This is a genomic window from Stenotrophomonas sp. YJH_SMC_36 (assembly GCF_059369935.1).
The window spans coordinates 354,570-377,778 of sequence record NZ_JCAFTD010000003.1 but is presented as its reverse complement, the minus strand read 5'-3'; the positions used below and the strand labels follow the sequence as shown (position 1 = coordinate 377,778).

Annotated in this window: 19 protein-coding genes; 10 read left to right on the top strand and 9 right to left on the bottom strand. The window is 68.1% G+C overall.

The genetic code is table 11. The annotated features are described in order from the left end of the window. The first annotated feature begins 7 nt into the window (after nt 1-7). The 3 genes from cutA to AC5P76_RS08280 are packed head-to-tail and all read left to right on the top strand — an operon-like array spanning nt 8 to nt 3,284. The gene (cutA, locus tag AC5P76_RS08290) at nt 8-346 is read left to right on the top strand and encodes a divalent-cation tolerance protein CutA (protein ID WP_445394070.1); all 339 of its coding nucleotides are present in this window, start codon (nt 8-10) and stop codon (nt 344-346) included. Then, nucleotides 343-2,721 (top strand): protein-disulfide reductase DsbD family protein, encoded by a 2,379-nt coding sequence (locus AC5P76_RS08285; protein ID WP_180875458.1) that lies wholly within the window; start codon nt 343-345, stop codon nt 2,719-2,721. Before cutA ends, AC5P76_RS08285 begins: the two co-directional genes overlap by 4 nt. After that, nucleotides 2,718-3,284 carry a TlpA disulfide reductase family protein gene (locus AC5P76_RS08280; protein ID WP_053515709.1) on the top strand — a complete coding sequence of 189 codons (567 nt, stop codon included), beginning with the start codon at nt 2,718-2,720 and terminating at the stop codon, nt 3,282-3,284. Before AC5P76_RS08285 ends, AC5P76_RS08280 begins: the two co-directional genes overlap by 4 nt. Before the next feature lie 38 nt (nt 3,285-3,322). Here AC5P76_RS08280 and AC5P76_RS08275 read toward each other — a convergent pair whose 3' ends face one another. Beyond that, nucleotides 3,323-4,243 (bottom strand): bifunctional helix-turn-helix transcriptional regulator/GNAT family N-acetyltransferase, encoded by a 921-nt coding sequence (locus AC5P76_RS08275; protein ID WP_262101404.1) that lies wholly within the window; start codon nt 4,241-4,243, stop codon nt 3,323-3,325. 296 nt (nt 4,244-4,539) lie between these two features. Here AC5P76_RS08275 and AC5P76_RS08270 point away from each other — a divergent pair, with 296 nt between their 5' ends. Further along, nucleotides 4,540-7,083, top strand: a complete 2,544-nt coding sequence (locus tag AC5P76_RS08270) for a TonB-dependent receptor plug domain-containing protein (protein ID WP_445394069.1) — start codon at nt 4,540-4,542, stop codon at nt 7,081-7,083. A 161-nt stretch (nt 7,084-7,244) separates the two neighbouring features. Beyond that, on the top strand, nt 7,245-9,761 hold the full coding sequence (locus AC5P76_RS08265; RefSeq protein ID WP_253119265.1) for a PepSY domain-containing protein: 2,517 nt from the start codon (nt 7,245-7,247) through the stop codon (nt 9,759-9,761). 36 nt (nt 9,762-9,797) lie between these two features. Here AC5P76_RS08265 and AC5P76_RS08260 read toward each other — a convergent pair whose 3' ends face one another. Continuing rightward, nucleotides 9,798-12,332, bottom strand: coding sequence for a methyl-accepting chemotaxis protein (locus tag AC5P76_RS08260; RefSeq protein WP_253119267.1), 2,535 nt, complete (start codon nt 12,330-12,332; stop codon nt 9,798-9,800). Nucleotides 12,333-12,535: 203 nt separating this feature from the next. Here AC5P76_RS08260 and AC5P76_RS08255 point away from each other — a divergent pair, with 203 nt between their 5' ends. Further along, nucleotides 12,536-13,375 carry an arylamine N-acetyltransferase family protein gene (locus AC5P76_RS08255; RefSeq protein ID WP_253119269.1) on the top strand — a complete coding sequence of 280 codons (840 nt, stop codon included), beginning with the start codon at nt 12,536-12,538 and terminating at the stop codon, nt 13,373-13,375. A 23-nt stretch (nt 13,376-13,398) separates the two neighbouring features. Here the strand turns inward: AC5P76_RS08255 and AC5P76_RS08250 are convergent, their stop codons facing one another. Further along, a complete protein-coding gene (locus AC5P76_RS08250) occupies nt 13,399-13,554 on the bottom strand; it encodes a VOC family protein (protein WP_253119270.1) in 156 nt (51 codons plus the stop codon). 81 nt (nt 13,555-13,635) lie between these two features. Between AC5P76_RS08250 and AC5P76_RS08245 the strand changes: the two genes are divergently transcribed. Beyond that, the gene (locus AC5P76_RS08245; RefSeq protein WP_253119272.1) at nt 13,636-14,352 is read left to right on the top strand and encodes a transporter substrate-binding domain-containing protein; all 717 of its coding nucleotides are present in this window, start codon (nt 13,636-13,638) and stop codon (nt 14,350-14,352) included. Between the two features lie 51 nt (nt 14,353-14,403). Here AC5P76_RS08245 and AC5P76_RS08240 read toward each other — a convergent pair whose 3' ends face one another. Further along, nucleotides 14,404-15,300: a LysR substrate-binding domain-containing protein gene (locus AC5P76_RS08240; protein ID WP_065174425.1), complete on the bottom strand. Its 897-nt coding sequence runs from the start codon at nt 15,298-15,300 to the stop codon at nt 14,404-14,406. Between the two features lie 98 nt (nt 15,301-15,398). On the opposite strand from AC5P76_RS08240, the gene AC5P76_RS08235 reads away from it, so the two are divergent. Then, nucleotides 15,399-15,581, top strand: a complete 183-nt coding sequence (locus AC5P76_RS08235; protein ID WP_081279699.1) for a hypothetical protein — start codon at nt 15,399-15,401, stop codon at nt 15,579-15,581. A 34-nt stretch (nt 15,582-15,615) separates the two neighbouring features. Here AC5P76_RS08235 and AC5P76_RS08230 read toward each other — a convergent pair whose 3' ends face one another. Both AC5P76_RS08230 and AC5P76_RS08225 read right to left on the bottom strand, forming a co-directional pair. After that, nucleotides 15,616-16,182: a GIY-YIG nuclease family protein gene (locus AC5P76_RS08230; RefSeq protein WP_065181563.1), complete on the bottom strand. Its 567-nt coding sequence runs from the start codon at nt 16,180-16,182 to the stop codon at nt 15,616-15,618. A 61-nt stretch (nt 16,183-16,243) separates the two neighbouring features. Further along, entirely contained in the window at nt 16,244-17,794 is a 1,551-nt protein-coding gene (locus AC5P76_RS08225) for an alkaline phosphatase (RefSeq protein WP_253119274.1), read from the bottom strand. A 119-nt stretch (nt 17,795-17,913) separates the two neighbouring features. Here AC5P76_RS08225 and AC5P76_RS08220 point away from each other — a divergent pair, with 119 nt between their 5' ends. Next, nucleotides 17,914-18,702, top strand: a complete 789-nt coding sequence (locus tag AC5P76_RS08220) for a D-alanyl-D-alanine carboxypeptidase family protein (RefSeq protein ID WP_180875467.1) — start codon at nt 17,914-17,916, stop codon at nt 18,700-18,702. Nucleotides 18,703-18,715: 13 nt separating this feature from the next. On the opposite strand, the gene AC5P76_RS08215 is transcribed toward AC5P76_RS08220, so the two are convergent. Beyond that, the gene (locus AC5P76_RS08215; RefSeq protein ID WP_065174421.1) at nt 18,716-19,309 is read right to left on the bottom strand and encodes a TetR/AcrR family transcriptional regulator; all 594 of its coding nucleotides are present in this window, start codon (nt 19,307-19,309) and stop codon (nt 18,716-18,718) included. 16 nt (nt 19,310-19,325) lie between these two features. Beyond that, complete coding sequence (locus tag AC5P76_RS08210) at nt 19,326-19,922, bottom strand: NAD(P)H-dependent oxidoreductase (protein WP_053515689.1); 597 nt, start codon at nt 19,920-19,922, stop codon at nt 19,326-19,328. 202 nt (nt 19,923-20,124) lie between these two features. Here AC5P76_RS08210 and AC5P76_RS08205 point away from each other — a divergent pair, with 202 nt between their 5' ends. Next, on the top strand, nt 20,125-22,173 hold the full coding sequence (locus AC5P76_RS08205) for a TonB-dependent receptor domain-containing protein (protein WP_253119275.1): 2,049 nt from the start codon (nt 20,125-20,127) through the stop codon (nt 22,171-22,173). Nucleotides 22,174-22,237: 64 nt separating this feature from the next. On the opposite strand, the gene AC5P76_RS08200 is transcribed toward AC5P76_RS08205, so the two are convergent. Beyond that, on the bottom strand, nt 22,238-23,065 hold the full coding sequence (locus tag AC5P76_RS08200) for an isocitrate lyase/PEP mutase family protein (protein WP_253119277.1): 828 nt from the start codon (nt 23,063-23,065) through the stop codon (nt 22,238-22,240). Between the last annotated feature and the right edge of the window lie 144 nt (nt 23,066-23,209).

The following is a 23,209-nucleotide window of genomic DNA, read 5'->3' as shown; positions in this document are numbered from 1 at the left end:
GACGGTCATGCCGACCGTCGATCCCGTCCTGCTGCTGTTGACCACCTGCCCGGACCGGGCCAGTGCCGAGCGCATCGCGCATGCGCTGGTCGGCGAGCACCTGGCCGCCTGCGTGACGCGCCTGGAAGGGGCGCAGTCGACCTACCGCTGGCAGGGCGAGGTCACTACCGATGCCGAGCTGCAGCTGCTGGTGAAGACTACGGCCAGCCGCGTGGAGGCAGCGATGGTACGGATCGTCGAACTGCATCCGTATGAACTCCCCGAGTGCATCGCGGTCGAAGCCCGGGCCGGACTGCCGGCCTATCTGGATTGGATCCGGGCGCAGACCCGGGAGGACACCGCTTGATGAATCTGTTTGCCCGTGCCGCCGCGCTGTGCGCCCTGCTCTCGCTGGCCCTGCCTGCATTCGCCCTGGACGAGAAAGATCTGCTGCCGGTGGACCAGGCGTTCGCGCTGACCGCCAGTGCGCCGGAGCGGAACCAGATCCAGCTGCAGTTCAAGATCGCGCCGGGGTACTACCTCTATCGCCACCGCACCAGCGTCAAGGCCGACCCGGCCTTCAATGCCGGTGCGCTGCAGATGCCCAGCGGCACCAAGCACCACGACGATTTCTTCGGCGAGGTCGAGACCTACCGCGAACGCCTGCAGGTTTCGCTGCCGGGCGCCCCGACGGATGCGGCCGGCACCCTCAGCCTGGAAGTGCGCTACCAGGGCTGCGCCGATGCCGGTGTCTGCTACCCGCCGCAGAAGCGCGTGGTCCAGGTGACACTGCCCGGTGGTGGCGGTGGCGCCGCAGCCGCCCTGCCAACCGCGCGGGTCACCGGCGTGAACGCGTTCAACACTCCGCTTGCCGGGGCCGGCAGCGGTGGTGGCCTGCGCCTGCCCGGCAGCAGCAACAGCCAGGCGCTTCCGCTGCCCTCCGAACAAGCCTTCGGCTTCGACGCGATCGCCAGCGATGGCAACACCCTGCTGCTGCGCTTCAGTCCCGCGCCGGGCTACTACCTGTATCGCGATCGCACTTCACTGAAGCTGGAAGGCAGTGCCGGTGTGCTGGCAGATACGCCGCGCTGGCCCGCCGCGCAGTCGCATCGCGACGAGCACTTCGGCGATGTGTCGGTGTACTTCAACCAGGTCGAAGTGCCGCTGCCGCTGCGCCGCACGGTGACCGACGCGGTGGACAGCACACTGGTGGTGACCTTCCAGGGTTGCCAGACCGATGGCATCTGCTACCCGCCGATGACCCGCCGGGTGAAGCTGTCGATCCCCGCGGGAAAGATCAGCGCCCACGCCGGCCAGCCTGCGCCACGCAGCGAAATGATCCGACCGCTGCCGGCGGGCAGCGCCGCACCGCGCGAGGCTGCCAACGGCACCCCGTTGCGCCTGCTGCCGACCGTGCCGAACAGCGAACCGGCGCGTACCGATGTGGACGGCGCGCAGGCAGGGTTCGCCGCCGATGCGCGGGGCGACAACGCGCTGCGTACCCGCCCGCCGGCCACCACCCCGGATCCGGACCGTTCGTTCCTGTGGGTGCTGCTGCTGGCACTGGCCGGTGGTCTCGTACTGAACCTGATGCCCTGCGTGCTGCCGATCCTGTCGCTGAAAGTGCTGGGCCTGGCACAGAGCGGTGAGAGCGCCGAGCGCGCCCGCAGCCACGCCATGTGGTACACGCTGGGCGTACTGGTCGCCTTCGCGGTGATCGGCGCGCTGATGGTCGGCCTGCGCATGCTTGGCAATGCGGTGGGCATCGGTTTCCAGCTGCAGCACCCAGGCGTGGTCGCGGCACTGGCCTACATCATGTTTGCGGTTGGCCTGAGCCTGTCCGGCGTGTTCACCCTCGGCGGTGGCCTGGGCAACCTCGGCCAGTCACTCGCCCGTCGCAGCGGTCCGGCCGGCGATTTCTTCACCGGTGCGCTGGCCTGCGTGGTCGGCAGCGCGTGCGTCGGTCCGTTCATGGGAGGCGCGGTCGCCTATGCCTTCGTTGCCACGCCCGTACAGGCGATGGCCGTGTTCCTGTTCCTGGGTCTTGGCCTGGCCCTGCCGTTCCTGCTGATCGGCTTCGTGCCGGCGCTCGCGCGGCGCCTGCCCAAGCCCGGCCCGTGGATGGAAACGCTCAAGCACGTGCTGGCGTTCCCGATGTATGCCACCGCACTGTGGCTGCTGTGGGTGCTGGGCAAGCAGCGTGGCGTGGACGGCATGGCGCTGGCGCTGGGCGGACTGCTGCTGCTGGCCCTGGGCCTGTGGTTGTTCGAGCGCAGCCGCTGGCGCAGCCAGCGCGCCGCCGGCCTGCTGGGCGTGCTGCTGGCAATCGCCGCGCTGGTACCGGTGTGGGGCGTGACCCAGCTGAAGCCACCGGCACGTGCGGCACAGGCCACCAGCGAGAACGTCGTGGAGTATTCGCCGCAGCTGCTCGACCGCCTGCGTGCCGACAACCGCGTGGTGTTCGTCAACATGACCGCCGACTGGTGCGTGAGCTGCAAGGCGAACGAGCGCGCCGTGCTGTCGCGACCGGAGTTCAGGGAGCTGCTCAGGCGCACCAACGCGGTGTACATGCGCGGCGACTACACCAACGTGGACCCGCAGATCACCGCTTTCCTCGATGAGCACAAGGCCGTGGGCGTTCCGCTTTACGTGGTGTACGGGCCCGGCGCACCGCCGACGGTGCTGCCGACCCTGCTTACCCAGGCCGTGGTCGAAGAAGCGCTGCTGCGCACCGCACGATGAGGTGGCAACGGCCAGCGCTGCTGTGGACCGCGGTGCTGGCTGCCGGACTGGGCCTGTGGGCCGGCCATCGGCTGACGCCGGTGCCGGCGGCAGACGCTGGCGATCCAGACGTGCAGCCACCTGCAGCACCGCTGCCCGTGCTGCAGGCAGGCGATGCCCTGCCCGCACTGGTGCTGCCGGACCTGCAGGGACAGCCGCTCGATCTGCGCCAGCGTTTTGCCGGCCGGCCGCTGCTCATCAATGTCTGGGCCAGCTGGTGCGGGCCCTGCGTCGAGGAAATGCCGGAACTGTCGCGCTTCGCGCAGGCGCAGCAACCTGACGGCGTGCAGGTGCTGGGGCTGGCGCTGGATACACCCGAAGATGTGCAGCGTTTCCTGCAGCGGGTGCCGGTGGACTACCCGATCGTGCTGGAGACGCCCGGTCCGCGCGATGCCAGCGTGCAGCTGGGCAATGCCCAGGGGCTGCTGCCTTACAGCGTGCTGGTGGATGCACAGGGCCGCATCGTGAAGCAGAAGCTGGGGCCGTTTGCCGCCGGCGAAGTGCAGACGTGGGCCCGGCTGTAAGCCTGGCCGCGGCCGGCATCCACGCGTCCTGATCCCGGTCAGACCAGTGAGCGCGCCCAGAGCTGGGACACCTGTGGCTGGCCGAACAGCTGCTCGTGCTGCTCGGTCATCAGTTCGAAGCCGGCCCGTTCGTACAGGCCGCGGGCGTCGATGAGCGCGGCATTGGTCCACAGCACCATGCGCTTGTAGCCCACCGCGCGCGCGAAGCTCATCGCCTCGTCCACCAGTCGCTGCCCGATGCCCCGCCTGCGCGCGCTGGCATCGACGTGCAGCAGCCGCAGCTTGGCATTGTGCGCGTCGTGCCGGACCACGAACACCGACCCCACCGGGGTGCCGTCCAGTTCAGCGATCCAGCAGCGCTCGGTCTGCGGGTCGTGTTCGCGCAGGTAGCGGGTGACGATGTCGGCCACCAGCGCTTCAAACTCCGCGTTCCATCCGAATTCGCGTGCATACAGCGCGCCGTGCTTCTGGATCACCCAGCCCATGTCGCCGGGGCGGGGATCGCGCAGCACGCAATCCGACGATGCACCTCCCAGCAGTGCCTGGATGTGCGCCATCGCCTCAAGAAGGCGCTGGCATCCTGCTTCGCTGATATCTCCCAGCATGGCAGCGACGCTTTCGCTGGACGCTGCATCCAGCTGTGCGAAGGCGGCGCGGCCCGACTCGGTCAACACCAGCCGGTTCGCGCGCGCATCCATCACCGACGGTTCGCGTTGAACCAGACCGCGCGCCTGCAGCCCGCTCAGCAGCCGGCTGAGGTAGCCCGCGTTGAGGTCCAGCCGATGGCCCAGCTGCGCAGCCGTGATGCCCTGGCCCGCCGCCAGTTCGAACAGCACCCGCGCCTCGGTGAGGGTGAAGTCGCTGTGCAGCAAACGCTCCTCGAGCACCGCGATCCTGCGGGTGTAGAAGCGGTTGAAGGCGCGGACCTGTGCGACGGGATCGGAAGTGAGCGCAGACACGGGGACGTTCCTGATGGTTGCCTTGGGCACATAGTACATGCCTTGAGCAACCATATAAGGCTGTTTTGCGATCCATTCCGCGTCTTGGCGCCTTAAAACGAAAGATTCGTTGCAGTACGGTTTACGTTCTGTTAATTCTGCGTTTAGCGACCAGGGCCCTGGCTGCAAGGAGAACCAACAGGATGAACGACTGACCGACAAACCACTCAAATCGACTGCAGGGTGCATGCATGAAACACGGAATTCGCAGAAGTGTTCAGGCTCCAGACGCAATCACGCCATTGGCATCCGCAGTAATGGTGGCCCTCGCCACCGCGCTGCTGTCCACCAGCCCCGTTGCACGGGCGCAGGACAGCGGCACATCGACGACGCCCGACGCGGCCACCACCCTGGATACCGTTTCGGTACTGGGCAGCCGCACCAAACCGCGCACGGTGTCCTCGTCGGCGGTGCCGATCGACATCATCGGCGGTGAAGAGTTCCGCAACCAAGGCGCGACCGACGCCCTCGACCAGCTCAAAGTGCTCGTGCCTTCCTTCAACGTCAGCACGATTCCCATCGACGATGCGGCCAGCCTGGTGCGTCCGGCCAACCTGCGTGGCCTGCCGCCGGACAACACCCTGCTGCTGGTCAACGGCAAGCGTTTCCACCGCTCGGCGGTGATCACGTTCCTCGGCCACGGACTGTCCGACGGCGCACAGGGACCGGACCTGTCCGTGTTCCCCTCGCTGGCGCTGGAACAGGTGGACGTGCTGCGCGACGGCGCAGCGGCACAATACGGCTCGGACGCCATTGCCGGCGTGCTCAACTTCAGCCTGAAGAAGCTGCGCGAAGGCGGCACCGCCGAGGTGTTCGCCGGCCAGTACTACGAGGGCGACGGCCTCACCACCCAGTACTCGGCGCAGATCGGCCTGCCGCTCACCGAGCACGGCTTCGCCACCCTTACAGCCGAATGGCGCAACGCCGACGACACCTCGCGCAGTGTGCAGCGCGACGATGCCGCCGCGGTCGCAGCTGCAGGCTACCCCGGGGTGAAAGATCCTGCGCAGATCTGGGGATCGCCGAAGGTGGACGACGACCTCAAGCTGGTCGCCAACCTCGGTTACGACACCGAGAACGTGGAGTTCTACCTGTTCGGCAATTACGCCAAGCGTGAAGTGGATGGCGGGTTCTACTACCGCGACCCCACCGCACGTTCGGGCGTCTACTCCAACGATGGCGGCCAGACATTGCTGGTGGGCAACCTGACCGGCGTGGGCGCATGCCCCACCATCGCCCTGCGCGATGGCGCCGGCAACCTCCTGCCGTACGGCACCGTGAGCGGCGCGGTGGCTGCCCTGCCCGCCAACTGCTTCACCTTCCTGTCCAGCCTGCCCGGCGGCTTCACCCCACGCTTCGGCGGCAAACTGGAAGACGCCTCGGTGTTCGCCGGCGCCAAAGGTACCTGGGGTGAGTGGTACTGGGACGTGAGCGGCTCCTGGGGACGCAACGACATCGAGTTCACCATCTACAACACCGTCAACGCCTCGCTCGGTCCCGACCAGCCGGCCGGGCTGTTCTTCCGCCCGGGTGGCAATACCCAGACCGAAAAGAACCTCAACGTGGACGTCAGCCGGGACATCCCGGTCAGCTTCAGCAGCCAGCCGCTGCGCCTGGCGATGGGTGCCGAATGGCGCGAGGAGAGCTTCAGGATCAGCCCCGGTGACGGCCCGTCCACCGCCATCGGGCCGCTGACCGAGCAGGGCTTCGCGCTGGGCTCCAACGGATTCAACGGCTTCAGCACGCGCACCGCCGGCACCTTTGATCGTCGCAACTGGGCCGCCTACGCCGACCTGGAAGCACAGCTCACCGAGCGGCTGCTGCTGGCCGGTGCGCTGCGCTACGAGGACTACGATTCGTTCGGCAGCACCACCACCGGCAAGCTCACCGCACGCTTCGACTTCAACGAGCACTTCGCTCTGCGCGGCGCCTACAACACCGGCTTCCGTGCGCCGACTCCCGGCCAGGCCAACATCAGCCAGATCAGCACCGTGTTCGGCGGTACCGCACTGGAAGACATCGCCACCCTGCCGCCGACCAATCCGATTGCCCAGCTCAAGGGCGCGCAGCCGCTTACTCCGGAAGAGTCCAGGAATGTGTCATTGGGTGCGGTGTGGACCGAAGGTGACTGGCTGGTCACCCTGGACGGCTATCAGATCAAGGTGGAAGACCGCATTGCCCTGAGCACCAGCTTTGCAGTCACTCCGGAGGAGCGTGCGGCGCTGGTGGCCGGCGGCAATGCGGAAGCCGCGTCCATCTCGCAGGTGACCTACTTCGGCAACGCCTTCGATACCACCACCACCGGCGTGGACCTGGTGACCAGCTTCAAGAGCAACCACTTCGGCGGGGTCACCACCTACTCGCTGGCGGCCAACTGGAACCGCACGAAGGTGGACCGCTACGACACCGACTTCATCGACGAAGCGCGCGTGTACAAGCTGGAGAAATCGCTGCCCAGGACCAAGGGCTACTTCAGCATCAATCACCAGCGGCAGATCTTCCACGCCAATCTCCGGTTCAACTATTACAGCAACTGGTACGAGGATCACCTGGACAGCGGCGTGATCTCCGCCGAGGACGGCGGCCTGCCGATCTACGGGGGCAGCGCGTTGATCGTGGATGCGGAGGTGGGCTGGAAGTTCGATTCGGGCCTGTACGTCAGCGTGGGCGCGCAGAACCTGTTCGACCGTGTGCCGGCCAGCAACCCCTGGGGGGGCGTGGCCGGTGCGCAGTATCCGGTGCATTCGCCCTACGGATTCAACGGCGGGTTCTATTACACGCGGGTGGGCTGGAAGTTCTGACGCAGGTGCAAGTGCGCGCAACGGTGGCCATGGAAGGCCCCGTCGCTGGCGCCACCCCACCGGCTTGACCGCAGGCAGGGCGCCCCCGAGAATTACGCGACTAATTCTCATTTGCTGTTGCGCAGGATGCGGGCGGCAGCCCTCCTGGCTTTCATCCCCCGATGTTCAAGAACGTCCTGTTCCAACTGCACTGGCTGCTGGGCATCACGGCCGGCACCGTCCTGGCCATCATGGGCCTGAGCGGCGCAGCCCTGTCTTTTGAAGATGAACTGCTGCGCGCCGCCAACCCCGGCTTCGCCGCCATCGCCGAACATCACGCTGAAGGCCAGCAGCCGCTGCCCCTGAGCGAGCTGGTGCCGATGCTGCAGGCCGACAGCAAACGGCCGTTGCAGCGGCTGCGCGTGGATGCCAGCGGCCAGCGCCCATCGGTGGCCCGTTTCGCCGGCGGCAAAGCGCACTGGGTGTACTTCGACCCATACAGCGGCGAGCGCTTCAGCGCCCTGCGCGGGCAGGCCTTCTTCGACTTCGTCGAAGACCTGCACCGCCACCTCGCCGCGGGCGAGCGCGGAAAATGGATCACCGGCAGCTGCGCGATCGCCCTGCTGTTCTTCACGCTGTCCGGGCTCTACCTGCGCTGGCCCCGCCGCTGGTGGCACTGGCGAAGCTGGCTGGCCGTGGAATGGAAGCGCAGCGGCCGCGGCTTCCTGTGGAGCCTGCATTCGGTGGCCGGCACCTGGGTGCTGCTGATCTACCTGATGAGTGCCCTGACCGGCCTGTGGTGGTCGTTCGACTGGTATCGCAGCGCGGCCAATGCCCTGCTCGGCGTGGCGCCACCGGCCAAGCAGGTGATCGATGCCGGCGCCGTGCTCGACCTGCGCCGCGTGGAAACGACGCTGTACGCGCAGGCCGGGGTGCGCACCGGTTACATCGACCTGCGGCTGCCCGAGAAGCCCGGCCAGGCACTGAATGTGCGGACCATGGCGGGCGATCCAGCATTGCGCGGCGGCCATCATGACCGCGCGCACGATCTGCTGCAGCTCGACCCTGCCAGCGGTGCGATTCTGGACGCGCGTCCCTACGCGCGCCAGGGCGCTGGCGGTCAGCTGGCTACCAGCATGTTCGCGCTGCACTCGGGCAGCTACTTCGGGATTCCCGGGCGCATCATCGTGATGCTCAGCAGCCTGGGCATGAGCCTGTTCTTCATCACCGGCTGGCTGCTCTATCTCGACCGTCGCCGCAGCCAGCGCGCCGCACGTGCGCTGCGCCAGCCGCTGCCGGCGGTCGCAGCCAACGGCGCCGCATGGCTGGTGGTACATGCCAGCCAGAGCGGCCTGGCCGAACAGCTGGCATGGCGCGCGGCAGCGCAGCTGCAGGCCAGCGGACAGGCGGTGCAGGTATTGCCGCTGGCAAGGATCGACGCGCACCGCCTTCAGGCGGCGAGCCACGCGCTGTTCGTGCTCAGTACCTTTGGTGACGGCGAACCGCCGGATTCGGCACGACGTGCCTCGCGCCAGCTGCTGGGCCGATCCCTGGACCTGGCCACACTGCAGTTCGGCATGCTCGCGCTGGGCGACCGCCAGTACCCGCACTACTGCGCCTTCGGCCGCCAGTTCGATGCGTGGCTGCTGGGCAACGGTGCCCGCGCGATGTTCGACCGCATCGACGTGGACGCTGCATCGGTCGCGGCATTGCGCCAGTGGCAGCAGCAGCTCGGCCTGTTGACCGGCATTGCTGCCGACGACAGCGTGCTGCCGGCGGCCACCCGCATGCACGACTGGCAGCTGCTGGATCGCCAGCAGCTGAACCCGGGCAGCGTCGGTGGTCCGATCTGGCGGATCCGGCTGGCCGCGCCGGATGACGTGCAGTGGCAGGCCGGCGACATCCTGCACATCGCGCCGCGGCACAGCGCCGCGCATGCCCGTGCGGTACTGCTGGCGCATGGACTGGACCCGCTGCAACCGCTGCTGATCGAAGGCGGCACGCAGACCCTGCAGTGCCTGGCCAGCGAACGCGAACTGCCGGACGCGGCCAGTGCGCTGCAGGTGCAGGATGCCGGACGCTGGCTGACGGCCCTGCCCGTACTGCCGGGCCGCGAGTATTCGATCGCCTCCTGCCCGGCCGATCGCATGGTGGAACTGGTCGTGCGCCTGGTGCACGACAACAACGGGCGCCCGGGGCTGGGTTCGGGCTGGCTGTCGCTGCATGCGCCGGCAGGCGCGCACATCGCCGCGCGCGTGCACCGCAACCCCGGCTTCCATCGCGTGCCGGGCGCACCCATGGTGCTGATCGGCAACGGCACCGGCATCGCCGGCCTGCGCGGCCTGCTGCGCGAGGCGGCACACGCAGGCGAGCACGGCCACTGGCTGCTGTTCGGCGAGCGCCAGCGCGCTCATGACTTCCTGTTCGCCGATGAGGTGAGCGCATGGCAGGCGCAGGGCCATCTGATCCGGGTCGACCTGGCGTTCTCGCGCGACGCAGCGGGCGGTTACGTCCAGGACCGCCTGCGGTCGGCCTGCGATGAACTGCGGGAATGGATGCAGCGTGGCGCCGTGATCCATGTCTGCGGCTCGCTGCAGGGCATGGCCGAGGGCGTGGATCAGGTACTGCGGGGCGCGCTCGGTGACGAGGTGGTGGAAACGCTGCTCGAGAGCGGCCGCTACCGGCGCGACGTGTATTGAGCCGCGCCGCCGGGCTGGACCCGGCGGCGGACGCGATCACGCCGCCGCGCGGGCCTGACGGTCCGGCTGCAGGCGGAACGCGGACACGGCTTCGGCCAGCGCGCGCACCTGCGCCTGCATCTGCGCGGTCGACGAGCCGGCTTCTTCCACCAGGCTGGCATTGCGCTGGGTACTGGCCTCCATCTGCACGATGGCGTGGTTCACCTGGGCGATGCCTGCGTGCTGATCCTGCGAGGCGCTGCGGATGCCAGCGAGCAGGTCCGCCAGCTGCTGCACGCTGCCGACGATCTCGTCCATGGTGGTGCCCGCCTGCGCGGCCTGCACGCTGCCCTGGCCGACGCGTGCCACGGAATCCTCGATCAGCGCCTTGATCTGCCTGGCTGCCTCGGCACTGCGCTGCGCGAGCAGACGCACTTCCGCCGCCACCACCGCGAAACTGCGGCCCTGCTCTCCGGCACGCGCAGCCTCCACGGCGGCGTTGAGCGCAAGGATGTTGGTCTGGAATGCGATGCCGTCGATCAACTGGGTGATGTCCCCGATGCGGTGCGATGCTTCACTGATGCCCTGCATGGTCTCCACCACCTGACCGACGGCCACCCCACCCCGCTGTGCAACCGCTGCAGCCCCCTGCACCAGCGCGTCGGCACGTCCGGCGGCATCGGCGTTGCGGCCGACGGTGTCGGTCAGCTCATGCATCGAGGCTGCGGTCTCTTCCAGATTGGCCGCCTGCTGCTCGGTACGCTGCGAGAGGTCGTGATGGCCGGCAACGATTTCACCGACACCGCTGTCCAGGCTGGCAGCGGCGCGCTGGATGCGGGTCACGATGCGGCCGAGCTGTGCGACGGTTGCATTGGCGTCGTCGCGCATGCGTGCGAACACGCCCTGCAGCTCACCTTCCATGCGCACGCTGAGATCCCCACGGGCCAACGCCGCCAGCAATGCCTGCAGGTCCCCCAGGTTGGTTTCAAAGGTGGACAGCAGGCGGTTGATGCTGGTGGACAGCGTATGCACGAAACCGTGCTTGCCCTGCAGCGAAATGCGCCCGTGCAGGTCACCCTGCGCGGCAGCGTCGACCAGTGCCGCCACCTCGGTCTCCAGCAGCGTTTCCAGCGCACGGCTGCGCCACTCCAGCGCCACGCCCAGGAACTGGTCGTCATCGACGATGGCATTGGCGATCAACTGATAGCGCACACCGGCATGACTGATTTCCCGCTCCTGGCGGTGGCGCGCGTCTACCAGGCTGGCCAGGGCCGGATGCAGGTCCCGCGCGTCAGTGCCGACCAGCGCGTCGGCCTGCAGGCCCAGCACGTGCCGCAACGCAGGATTGGCGTAGGCCACCTGGCCTTCGGCATCGACCACCATCAGCCCGGTCTGCGCGCAGTCCAGGGCCTGGCGTACGCGCGTGTTGCCACGGGCCATCGCACGCTCGGTCTCGATGCGCGCACGCAGCCGCTGCTGCATGTCCACCAGGCGCTGTGCCAGCTGGCCGATCTCGTCGTTGGCGTTGTGCACGCGCAACGTGGTATCGAGCCGGTCATCGGCGATGTCGCTGGCGAACCGCAGGGTGTCCTGGATCGGCCTGCGCACCGCGCGCAGCACCAGCAGCAGGCTGGTGATCAGCACGCCGGCCACCAGCAGCAGGGTGAGGGCGAACAGCACGCTCATGGTGCGTGCACCGGCCTGCTGCCGCGCCTGCGCCAGGGCCAGCGCATTCACCTGTGCCTGCTGGAAGGCGGCGAGCGCGGGCGCCACGCCGGCAGCCGTCTCCATCAGCGATTGCGTCTCCACGTCAAGGCCGACGCGGGCAGCGGTATAGCCGAGCAGTGCCGACTGATAGGCGTCCATGCCGCTGCGGAGCGCCTCCTGCACGTCGGGCGGCAACCCCGCCAGCGCCAGATCGAACGGCAGCTTCTCTTCGCTGGCGCGGTCGGCATGAGTCGAATCGCCATCGAGCAGCAGCAGCGCTTCCTGGCGCCGCATCTTCTGCAGGTGCAGCGCCAGTGCCGGCCGGTCCAGGCCATCCACCCGCTGCTGCAGGGCGTCGGCGGCCTGCTGCAGTTGTGCAGCCAGGCCGGCATCACCCCGCCCCATCTCATCCACACGTTCGAACAGCGCGGCCACTCCCTGCGAGAATCCCTCGGCGGCCTCGGTGAGCGCCTGCAATGCCTTGCGGCGACCGGCATCCATCGGCATCGCCCTGAGCGCATTCAGATCGACCTGCAATGCCTGCTGGGCAGCCTGCAGCTGGCTGCGGTCAGCGTCGTCGAAACTGCGTGCATACTGGGTCTGCAGGCGACGCGCCTCCGCCACCCGTGTCGCCAGGCGTGCGGCCAGATCGCTGCCACGCTGGTAACTGGCCTGACTGCGTGCGGCCTGGCTGCTGGCATGGCCGGTCCAGGCATGGACGGCGGCGATCGCCACCAGGCCCGCGCCGCAGACCAGCAGGGTGGCCTTGAGTTTGTTGGCCACGCTGAGTCGATGCGGCTGCAGCCAGACCAGCAGGCGTGGAAACGCCGAGCGCATCGCGATGAGACGGGTGCGCAGGGACCGAAGGGGGACGGCGGCCGACATCACAGACTCCAGGCGGAAGGACGCACCTGTATCGGCCTGACCGGCGGCAACTTTAGGCACATTGCCGATGCCGTGGCACGCACCGTGCCGGTTGCGCTCTTTGTACCGGCCCCAGGCGACGGAGACGTGACACAGCGCCCGCGCTTGACCTCAACCCCGGTTGCGGTTGCACAGTGGGATTCTTCCCACCGGCCGCCCTCGCCATGACCCCGCTCGACGTCCCCCGTTATCTTCAGCGCCTGCAACTGGATGCTCCGCCGTCGCTGGACCTTGCCGGACTGACCCTGCTGGTGCAGCGCCACAACGCCCTGCTCCCTTTTGAAACCCTCAGCAGCCTGCTGCGCGACGCGGTGCCGATCGATCTGGACAGCGTGCAGCACAAGCTTCTCGACCAGCAGCGCGGCGGTTACTGCTTTGAACTCAACGGCGGCCTGCTGGTGCTCCTGCAGGCAGTGGGCTTCGACGCACAGCCGCTGAGCGCGCGCGTGCTGCTGGCGGCACAGGACGATGCCCCGACGGCGCGTACCCACCTGCTGCTGCGCGTGCACGTGGAGGGAGAGGACTGGCTGGTCGATGCCGGCTTCGGTGGCCTGACGCCGACGGTGCCACTGCGGCTGCACGAAACGGCGCCGCAAACCACGCCGCATGAGTCTTTCCAGCTGCAGCAGCTGCCGGGCGGGGACGATTTCGTGCTGTCCGCCCAGGCGGGCGACGCATGGCGGGCGCTGTACCGCTTCGACCTGCGGCCGCCAGCGCCGATCGACAACGTGGTGGCCAACTGGTACGTGTGCACGCACCCGGATTCGGGTTTCCCTGGCCAGCTGCGCGCCTCACTGGCCGGCCCGGACTGGCGGCGCACCATCGGCAGTGGCAACTACACCGAGTACCGCCCCGGGCAGGCGCCGCTCAAGCGCCCGCTGCGCGATGCCGCCGACGTGCGCGACGTGCTGCAGTCGGCATTCGGCCTGCGCGTGCCGGACGATGCGCGGCTCGATCCGGCGATCACCGATTGGCTGCAGCGCTCGCACGCCGCATCACGGTAGCACCGCGCGGCACGGTGCCCGGGTTACAACGTCACCGGCGCCTGCAGCGCAATGCGGTTGCCCTCGCTGTCGCAGATCTCGGCCACCCGCCAGTGGCCGGCATCATGCAGTTGCAGGTAGAAGGCGATGGCGCGAGCCAGGTCGCTGGCCGGAATCTCGACATGCGCGATGGGGTGCATCGTCGCAGGATAGCGCCGCCCTGACATTCCGTGCGCATCGTTGCGGGCATGCTGGCCTGCCCACCCTTCGCGGAGCGCTGCATGACCCTGGCCGATCACCGAAGTGCACTGGCGCCACTGGGCCATCTGCGCGTCGCCATCAATCTGGGGAATCCGGTCCTTGCGCAGGGCGACGCACGATCGCCGCGCGGCCCCTCGGTGGAGCTGGCCACCGCGCTGGCGCAGCGGATGGGCGTGCAGGCGCGATTCACCTGTCACGATGCGGCCGCATCGGTGGTCGCGGCGGCAGCCGACGACGCATGGGACCTGGCCTTTCTCGCCATCGATCCGGCACGTGCCGGCCGCATCGCCTTCAGTGCACCGTATGTGGAGATCGAAGGAACCTACCTGGTGCGCGAGGACAGTCCCGCGCGGCGGGTGGCCGATCTGGATCGCGATGGGCTGCGTATCGCCGTTGGCCGCGGTGCCGCCTACGATCTGTTCCTGAGCCGGGAACTGCGGCACGCCACGATCGAGCGTGCCGACACGTCGGCGACGGCCATCGATCTGTTTGACGCGCGGCGCCTGGATGCCGCCGCTGGCGTGCGCCAGCCACTGCAGGCCTGGGCACTGCAGCATCCGGGACACCGCGTGCTCGCCGACCGCTTCACTGCGATCCAGCAGGCCGTGGCCGCACCTGCGGCGCGCCCCGCTGCCGCCCTGCGGGCCCTGTTCGACGAGGTCGAGGCGATCAGGGCAGGGCCCTTGCTCGAGGACGCTTTCGCACGTTCCGGACAGGCGGTCACCCTGGTGCGATGACGCAGCAGTGACCCGCAGCACGCGGCAGGTGGCTGCGTGCGCCGGGCCGGATCAGCCCTGCGTCTCCATGTGCCGCGCATGCTCGCTGGCCTGCGCATGCAACCACTCACGGAAAGCGAGGAATCCACGGTGGCGCGCCGAGCGCTGCGGATACACCAGCCAGTGCGGCCAGGCCGTTTTCAGCCGCTGCTCCGACAGCGCGACCAGCTGGCCCGAATCCAGCAGCAGGCGCGCGCGCGTCAGCCGGCCCAGGGCCACACCGACGCCATCGAGCGCTGCACGGTGATGCGCTTCCGAATCGTCGAGCACCGCCACGAACCGCGAAGGGGGGCTCTGCCCGATCAGGGCAAACCACGCGGCCCATGCGCCATCCGGATCGCCCAGCAGCGGCCACTGCGCCAGTGGAGCACGGTCGATGCCGCCCATCCGCGCGATCAGCGCCGGGCTGGCCATCGGCACCAGCCACTCATCGAACAGCCGCTCGACCACCAGCCCGGCCCATTGCCCGCCGCCTACGCGCAAGGCCGCGTCGAACTGCAGCTGCCGATCGAAATCGACAAGGCGCTCGCTGGACTGCAGGTTGATCTCGATCTGCGGGTGTGCGGCGACGAAATGACCCAGCCGTGGCACCAGCCATGCGGAGGCCATCGACGGTACGGCGCTGATCGTCAGCACATGTTCGGCGCGCGCGGCGTAGCGCTGGAACACCTCGTTGATTGCATCCAGGTGCGGCCCGACCCGATCGAGCAGGCGCTGGCCCTCCAGGGTCAGTGCGACCCCGCGCGCCTGGCGGACCAGCAGCGGCTGGCCGAGGCGTTCTTCGAGCTGCCGCATCTGGTGGCTGAGCGCGCTGACGGTCAGGTTCATCGACGCCGCGGCGCGTGACAGGTTGCCCAGGCGCGCGGCAGCCACGAAACCCTGCAGGGCATGGAGGGGTGGGCGGGACATGAGGCTTGAATCCTGTTCAAGTCAAGCTTGCGGAAATGTCGCTTTTTACGTCCTCATGCTGCCCGTATCGTTCAATCCACTCAAGTGGAGCGACGATCATGAACATCTTCAGCAGTCTGTTGTTCCTGCACGGTCACATCGCAAGCGCCGAACTGGCCCGCCAGTTGGCCACGCCGGTGGCCAGCACGACCGGGGCACCGGCAAAGCCGTACCGGAGCACGCACCTCGACCGTCCAGCTGCAGCAAAGGTGACTTGCCCCACCTGCCCCGCCCCGCGCTGAGCGCGGCAGCGGCGGGCTTACCAGTGCCGGGGCGCTAATGCCCGTACCAGGCCTGCACATGGGGCGGTAGCGATGGCAGCGGGTCGATGTCCAGCGCGCGATAGCCATCGAGGGTATCGCGCAGCACCGCCGGTCCGGGGCTGCCCGGCATGCGCAGGCTTTCCTCTTCCGGCAGCTGCAGGGCGGCCCAGTCATGCAGGCGATCCAGCCGCTGGACCATGGCGGCGCGCAGCCAGGGGCGCAGCGGGAAGGTCCGATATCCGCGCCCATCCAGCGTACGCACAGCATCGGACAGGGCCTGGTTCGCGCCACGCACCCATTCGGTGCGTCCGCCGGCCTTGTCCTGCACGGTCATCGGTGCCGGCGCGCGATGGGCTCGGAAGGGGGCACGCAGCTCCAGCTCCAGGTCACGCGCATCGCGCTCGGTTTCCGCCTCCACCAGCGCCCCGGCGCACAGATCGAAGAACTCGAACCAGCGCCGATGCAGTGCGCTGATGCGACCGAGCGGGTCACGCGAGAAGCCGATCTTGGCGTAATCCTCCCAGGCGCAGGGAAAGACGTAGGCGAAGACACGACCATCGATGCGGATCTGCGGTTCCATCGGCGCAGGCTGCATCGCTTCGGACGCGATGGCAACCGGGCCGAACCGTGCGCCGTTCGGGTCACGGCCGCTGCAGCACGTCCTCCACTGCGGCAGCCACGTCGGTGTTGTCGATGTAGCTGCCATCATTCCACCGCACATGCTGGCGGTAACCGGCGTCGATGCCGCGCACGCGGGCGGTGAGCCGCTCGGCGCCGGCGCCCTTGGCCCACAGCGGTACCAGTGCATTGGAATGATTGCCGGTGGGGCGGAAGCTCATCCCCGGCATCCGCCCGCGCCCGTTGTTGCGCACCGGCTCGAACGCCACCTGCTGCGCGTCGGGGCCCATCGGCATGCTGTTGTCGTGGTCGGTGGTGACGATCAGCAGATTGCGCTGCCATCCGCCGTTGCGCTCGATCCACGCCACCACCGCCGATACCGCATCGTTGAACTCGACCGTCTCTTCGATCAGGCGGCCGTACTGCGGCTGGTCGCCGCACTGGCCGTAATGCCATTCCGTGCCGCACGCGCTGGTATGCGCGGCCCAGTCGGTGGCCCCGCCTTCCACCATCAGGAACAGGCCCTTGGACGAGCGCTGCTGCAGGAACTGCAGGGCGCCGCGGGTCATGGTCGCCAGGTCCGGCACGCTGTCGATCTTCCTCACGCCGGAGGGAGTGGTCTCATCCCTGCCCAGGACCTGCAGCTGACGCGCCTGCTGCAGGGTGCTGGCCACACGCGGTACGCCGATCAACGGGCGGTCGGCTGGCACCCTCCCCTGTGCAAGCGCAGCGAACGCTTCCTTGCTGCGGATCAACCGCCACGGTCCGGCAGGATTGCCAGCGATGGGGGTGCCTGCTTCCAGCTGCTGCCAGTCCTGCTGCGACACCCACTCCCAGGGGTTCGCGCAACCCTCTTCCTTCACTGCGCCTGCATCGTCATCGCAGGCGCGGCCATCGACGCTGTAGCCGGGGCCGCCGGTTCCCATGACCAGGTCCATGTGGCCCTGGGCCAGCATCTGGTGGGCGATGGCATGGTAGTTGTTGCGCGACGCGTTCTGCGCGGCGAACGCGGCCGGTGTCGCGTGCGAGAACGGCACCGAGGTGACCACACCGGTTGCCATGCCCAGGCGCTTGGCGCGCAGGGTGTTGAACTCGACCGCGACGCCGTCGTTGTCGACGTTGATGGCGTTGTTGTACGTCTTGATGCCCGACGACAACGCCGTGCCCGCCGCGGCGCTGTCGGTCGCCACCGCGGCCAGGTGCTGATAACCGGCGAACGGAAGATCCGCTGCCGGTACCGGGGTGGCATCCCATGCTTTCGCGGCGTCGTAGCCGAGCGTCTGCGCCGAATCGTGCGTGGGCTGGCTGCTGGCGTTGAGCGGGAACGTGGCCACCGCAAGGCGCTGCGGGAAGTGCGCGTACGGGGCGCCTTCGCGGCTGCCATACTGCCAGTACGCGGCGGCATCCCAGGTTCCCCAGCCCGCGCCGTCGTTGATCATCACGATCACGTTGTGCGGGTAGCCGCCGGTCGCCACCGGCGCCTGCGCACGCGGTGCCGGCTGGCAGCCGGCGAGGGCTGCCAGCGCGGCCAGAATCGACGGGTAGAGCCAACGGCGCGGCGTGTGTGCGGTCATCGTGCATCCTGTGGGGTCGGGCAGGCGGCCCGGAATGCGCGACGTTATATCATTGCAATATTGCAGATTCACGCATCCTGGCAGCGGTATCCTGTGAACGTCTCCCCTGCCGCGCCACCATGCCGTCTCCACGTTCCCCGGTCTCGTCGATCACTCTGGATGCCGGCAGCTTCGCGGTCATCCACCAAGAGAACGCCGACCTGCAGCGTCCGCCTGCTTCACTGACCAAACTGATGACCGCGTACGCAGCCTACGAACAGGTCGCATCCGGCGCCGCCGCTTGGGAGATGCCGGTGACCGTTGCCGCCGAGGACGTGCACGCGGTTGCTGACGATGAAACGCGCATGGGCCTGGTGCCCGGCGAAACGGTCACGCTGGGCCGGCTGCTGCAGGGCATGCTGGTGGTATCGGGCAACGACGCGGCCCTTGTGCTTGCCCGCCATCTGCACGGCTCGCAGGCGGCGTACCTGCAGCACATGAACGCGCTGGCGCGGCGTCTCGGCCTGGGCAGTACCTGGTTCGCGTCGGTGTCCGGCATCACCACGCCGCGGCACGTATCCAGCGCACGCGACATGGCGGTGCTGGCGGGCCGCCTGCTGGCAGATCATCCGCAGGTGCTGGCCATCACCGCACAGCCGGCGTTCGCGCACGGGACGTTCAGCCGCAGCAACCAGAACGCACTGCTCGCCGATGAAGGTGTGGACGGCCTGAAGACCGGCTATACCCGCGCGGCCGGGTTCTGCCTGGCGGCTACGGCGCGCCGCCCCATCGCCGGACACGCGCAGCCGGTGCGATTGATCACCGTGGTGCTTGGCTCGGAAGACCGCGAAGCACGCGATGCGCGGGTGCGCAGGCACCTTGCCAGTGGATTCGCCGCGTTGGCCGGCGACACCGTCGCAGAAGCCTGAGCTGCGCGGGCAGTCAGTCCCGTACAACGGTGGATACGATCACCCGCTGCAGTTCGCGTTCCGCGGCGGCTTTGCCGATCGCGCCATTGGCCACCGCTTCGGACAGCGCTTCGGCAGCGCCGAGGATCGCCCAGCGCCCCTCCACCGGTACCTGGCCGTCACCGGCGAACGGGCCCAGCCAGTCCGCGCAGTTGTCGATGAACTCCTGCTGGTAGCAGTGCCGCACCTCGCGCAGCTCCGGCGCGCCGACCAGCGCTGCGAGGATGCTCTGCACGTCACTGCCCTGGCTCAGCACGCAGTCGATGTAACCGGACGCGATGGCCGCTGCGCGCGCGGTCAGTTCTGCCGGCGCCGCGGCGATACGGTCATTGAAGATGAGCGTCTGCCGCTGGTCGTAGTCATGGTAGAGCGCCGCCAGCAGGCCGTTGCGCGTCACGAAGTGATCGTAGGCCACCGGCTTGGTCACGCCCGCCGCTTCGGCCAGGCGCCCCAGGGTCAAGGCATCGGTGCCTTCGGCGCCTACCAGCGCCCATGCGACATCCAGCAGCTGGCGGGCCCGCTGCTCGCGGGTCAGTCGGCGACGCGTGGGGGTGTCGGTGGCAGGCATCGGCGGAACACGGCTGTCAGCTCGTTGGATGTCCGATTTTACGGCCGATCTCCATCGCGGTCTGCAGATGCGCCGCGGCCGCCCCGGTGTCCGCCTCCAGCAGCAGGGTGGAGGACAGCACGCGCGCGCCGCAGTAATCGAAGATGCCCATGTCGATCTGCGTGTTCATGGCCGCGCCATAGCCACGGCGTTCAATCATCGCGGCATCGGCACCCCCGATGCCGACCAGATGCACCTGCAGCCGCTGCAGCCGCTTCTCCACTTTTCCATCGGCACCCTCGGCGTAGGCCCAGCCCTGGGTGAAAACGCGATCGATCCAGCCCTTCAGCAGCGCCGGGAACGACCACCAGTAGAGCGGGTAGACCAGCACCAGCGTGTCGGTCGCATCCAGCCGTGCGTGCTCGGCCGCCACATCGGCCGGTGGCGGCGCGATGCCGCGGAACAGGGCCTGGTCCTGCCCGTTGAAGCGCGGGTCGAAGCCTTCGGCCATCAGATCGGCCATGGCGGTGGTATTGCTCTCATCGGCATCGGCGATGGCCTGCGCGATGCGAGCGGCTACCGCGTGGGTCAGCGAGGCAGGATCGGGATGGGCAACAACAATCAGGCTGTGCATGGGCAACTCCTTGGAGATTAGTTACTAATGGTAACTAGCGCACCCAGCCCGATCAGCACTGCCAGCAGGACACTGTTTCTGGCGTTCTGTATCGCCTCAAGTCAAATGCAAATGATTCGTGATACGATTGTTAAGGAGATCTGAAACCCCACACGGACGTCCCAGCCATCGCCAGTGGACCCCTCACCCGGAGTACCGCGCGATGTTGCATGCCAGTCTGAAGTCCCGTCGTTCCGTTGCCACGCTGACCGTGGCCATCGGCCTTGCCCTCGCCTCCCAGGCCCACGCCGAGGCGTCAGCCGATGCCGCCGCCAAGCAGATGGACACCGTGGTGGTCACCGCCACCGGCGCCCAGCAATGGATCCGGGATGCCCCCGCCAGCATCAGCGTGATCACCCGCGAGGACATCGAGCGCAAGCCGGTCAGCAGCATCGGCCAGCTGTTGAGCACCGTGCCCGGGGTGACCGGCGGTTACGCGCTGTCCGGTGCGCAGTCGAAGATCCGGCTGCGCGGCCTGCCCGAGCAGTACACACTGATCCTGATCGATGGCCGCCGCCAGGGCAGCTCGGCCGGCGTGAACTATCGTGATGACCTGGGCCCGCAGGATCTGAACTGGCTGTCGCCGGACATGATCGAACGCATCGAAGTGGTGCGCGGCCCGATGTCCTCGCTGTACGGATCGGACGCGATGGGGGGTGTGATCAACATCATCACCCGCAAGATCGCCGACCACTGGGGCGGCTCGGCCACCTTCAACTACAGCAAGCCCGATTCGGACACCCGCGGCAACACCACGCAGATGGGAGCGCTGTTCAGTGGCCCGCTGACCGACAACCTGGGCGTGCGCATCGGCGCCAACGTCACTGACCGTGAATCTGACCGCGGCGCGCGGCAGACACCGGGCAACAAGGCAGAGAACGCCAACGTGCTGTTCGACTGGCGCATCAGCGACAGCCACGTCGTGGGCGTGGAGGCCTCGCGCGGAACGCAGCGCAACAGCGGGGCCGGCCAGGTCAACAGCTGGGGACTGTCCAAGCTGGTGCAGACCGGCTACGTCATCCGCCATGACGGCACCTACAGCGACGCCACCACGTCGAAGACCACGCTGGTGCAGAACGAATACGAAGACAAGGGCAGCGACGTCGGCAACCGTTCGAAGGAAACGGTGTTCGATACCGCCTTCAACACCGGCTTCCACTGGGGCGTCGAGCACAGCCTGAATGTGGGCGGGCAGTGGAAACGCGAGGAGTTGGAGAACAGCGACACCATCGGTACCGTTCCGGTCACCTGGACGGGCAGCGGCCGCATCAGCCCGACCAGCGAGGCCGACTCCTGGGCGCTGTTCGCCGAGGACCACCTCACCCTGCACGAGCGCTTCGTGCTGACCCTGGGCCTGCGCTGGGACAACACGGAAAACTACGATGACAACCTGAGCCCGCGCATCTACGGCGTCTGGCACCCGGCCGACGCATGGACCGTGCGCGGTGGCATTTCCAAGGGCTTCCGTGCCCCCAACCTGAAGCAGGGAACGGCCGGCGCTGCGACCCAGTCCGGCGGCAACGGCTGCCGTGCCCTGACCGCCGAAGGCTGGAGCAGCCGTTCGGTGAATGCCGACGGCACGCGCGGCTGCTACATGGCCGGCAACCCGAACCTGGAACCGGAGACCAGCACCAACTACGAGCTGGGCGTGGGCTTCGACCGCGAGGGCTGGTCGGCCTCAGCCACCTACTTCCTGACCAACTTCGACGACAAGATCGAACAGGTGCCGCTGAGCCAGATCCCCGGCCAGACCACCAGCTTCGTCAACGGCTACTGGTGGACGGTGGCACAGAACATCCAGAAGGCACGCACCCGCGGTGTGGAAGCCAGCGTGACCGTGCCGCTGCACGAACGCCTGAACTGGACCACCCACGCCACGCGCATGCTGGAATCGAAGAACCGCACCACCGGCGCCACCCTGCTGGTAGTACCGGAGCTGACCGCCAACACCTCGCTGGAATGGCAGGTGACCGATGCCTGGTCGTTGAATGCCAGTGCGCAGCACATCGGCAAGCAACTGGTATCGGCCACCAGCGCCACCTTCGCCAAGGCGTACACCACCTGGGATCTGGTGACCGGCTTCGACGTGAACGAGAACCTGACCCTGCGTGCCGGCGTCCTGAACGTAGGCGACGTGTCCACCATCGACGAAGGCAACAACTACGACGGCGGCGCGCGCACCTTCTTCGTGGGCGCCACCGCACGGTTCTGATGCAGCACTGGCTCGGATCCCTTCGCGCAGCGAAGGGATCCTGCCGTGCATCCGCGGCCCTGCCTCAGCGGAACAGCGCGTTCAGCGCCGCACCCGATGCTGCCGCCTGCAGGCCATCAAAGCGGCCTTCCTGCTGGATGGGATCGGTGGCCCGCATCAATCCCCCCCACGCCGCACGGGCCAACGCCCCGCCCAGGCTGACCCGGCGTACCCCCATCGCAGCGATGTCCTGCAGCGTCAGTGACGTCGGTCCGCCCACCAGCAGGTTCACCGGCTTGCCGCCGGCTGCGGCCACCACCGCCTGGATCTGTTCGGCCGTGGTGATGCCCGGTGCGTACAACACATCGGCACCTGCGGCCGCGTAGGCACGCAGGCGCTGCAGCGTGTCTTCCAGATCCGGTACGCCCACGAAGAAGTTTTCCGCCCGGCCCACCAGCAGCACATCGGCCGCGGCGCGATCGATGGCCGCACGCGCCGCACGCAGGCGTTGCACGGCCTCCTCCAGCGGGCGCAGCGGCGCGTCGGCCAGACCGCTGGCATCTTCAATCGACAGAGCGGCGATGCCCGTATCCAGGGCCGCCGTCACGGCCTCAGCCACGTCCTGTGGCGTGGCGCCGAAGCCATCGCCGAAGTCTGCGTTCACCGGCAGGTCGGTGGCGGCCACCATCAGCCGCAGGTGGTCAAGCGTCGCCTGCAGCGATACCGCACCATCGGGGCGACCTTCGCTCCATGCACACCCCGCGCTGGTGGTGGCCAATGCCAGGAAGCCCTGCCGCTGCAGGTAGCGCGCGCTGCCGATGTCCCACGGATTGGGCAATACGAAGCAGCCCTGCGCATGCAACTGCCGGAACGTGGCACGTCTGCGGGCAGTGCTGGCATCTGCGCTGTTCATGGCGGGTATCCGTGCGGTGAGCTGACCACCCTATCCGGGCCGCGCACAGGACTCAACGCACCTGCGGCGCAGCATCAGGTGATGCCACCGGATCATTGGACGCGGCCCCCGCATCCGTCCGACGGTGACGGTCCGCCGTCCACG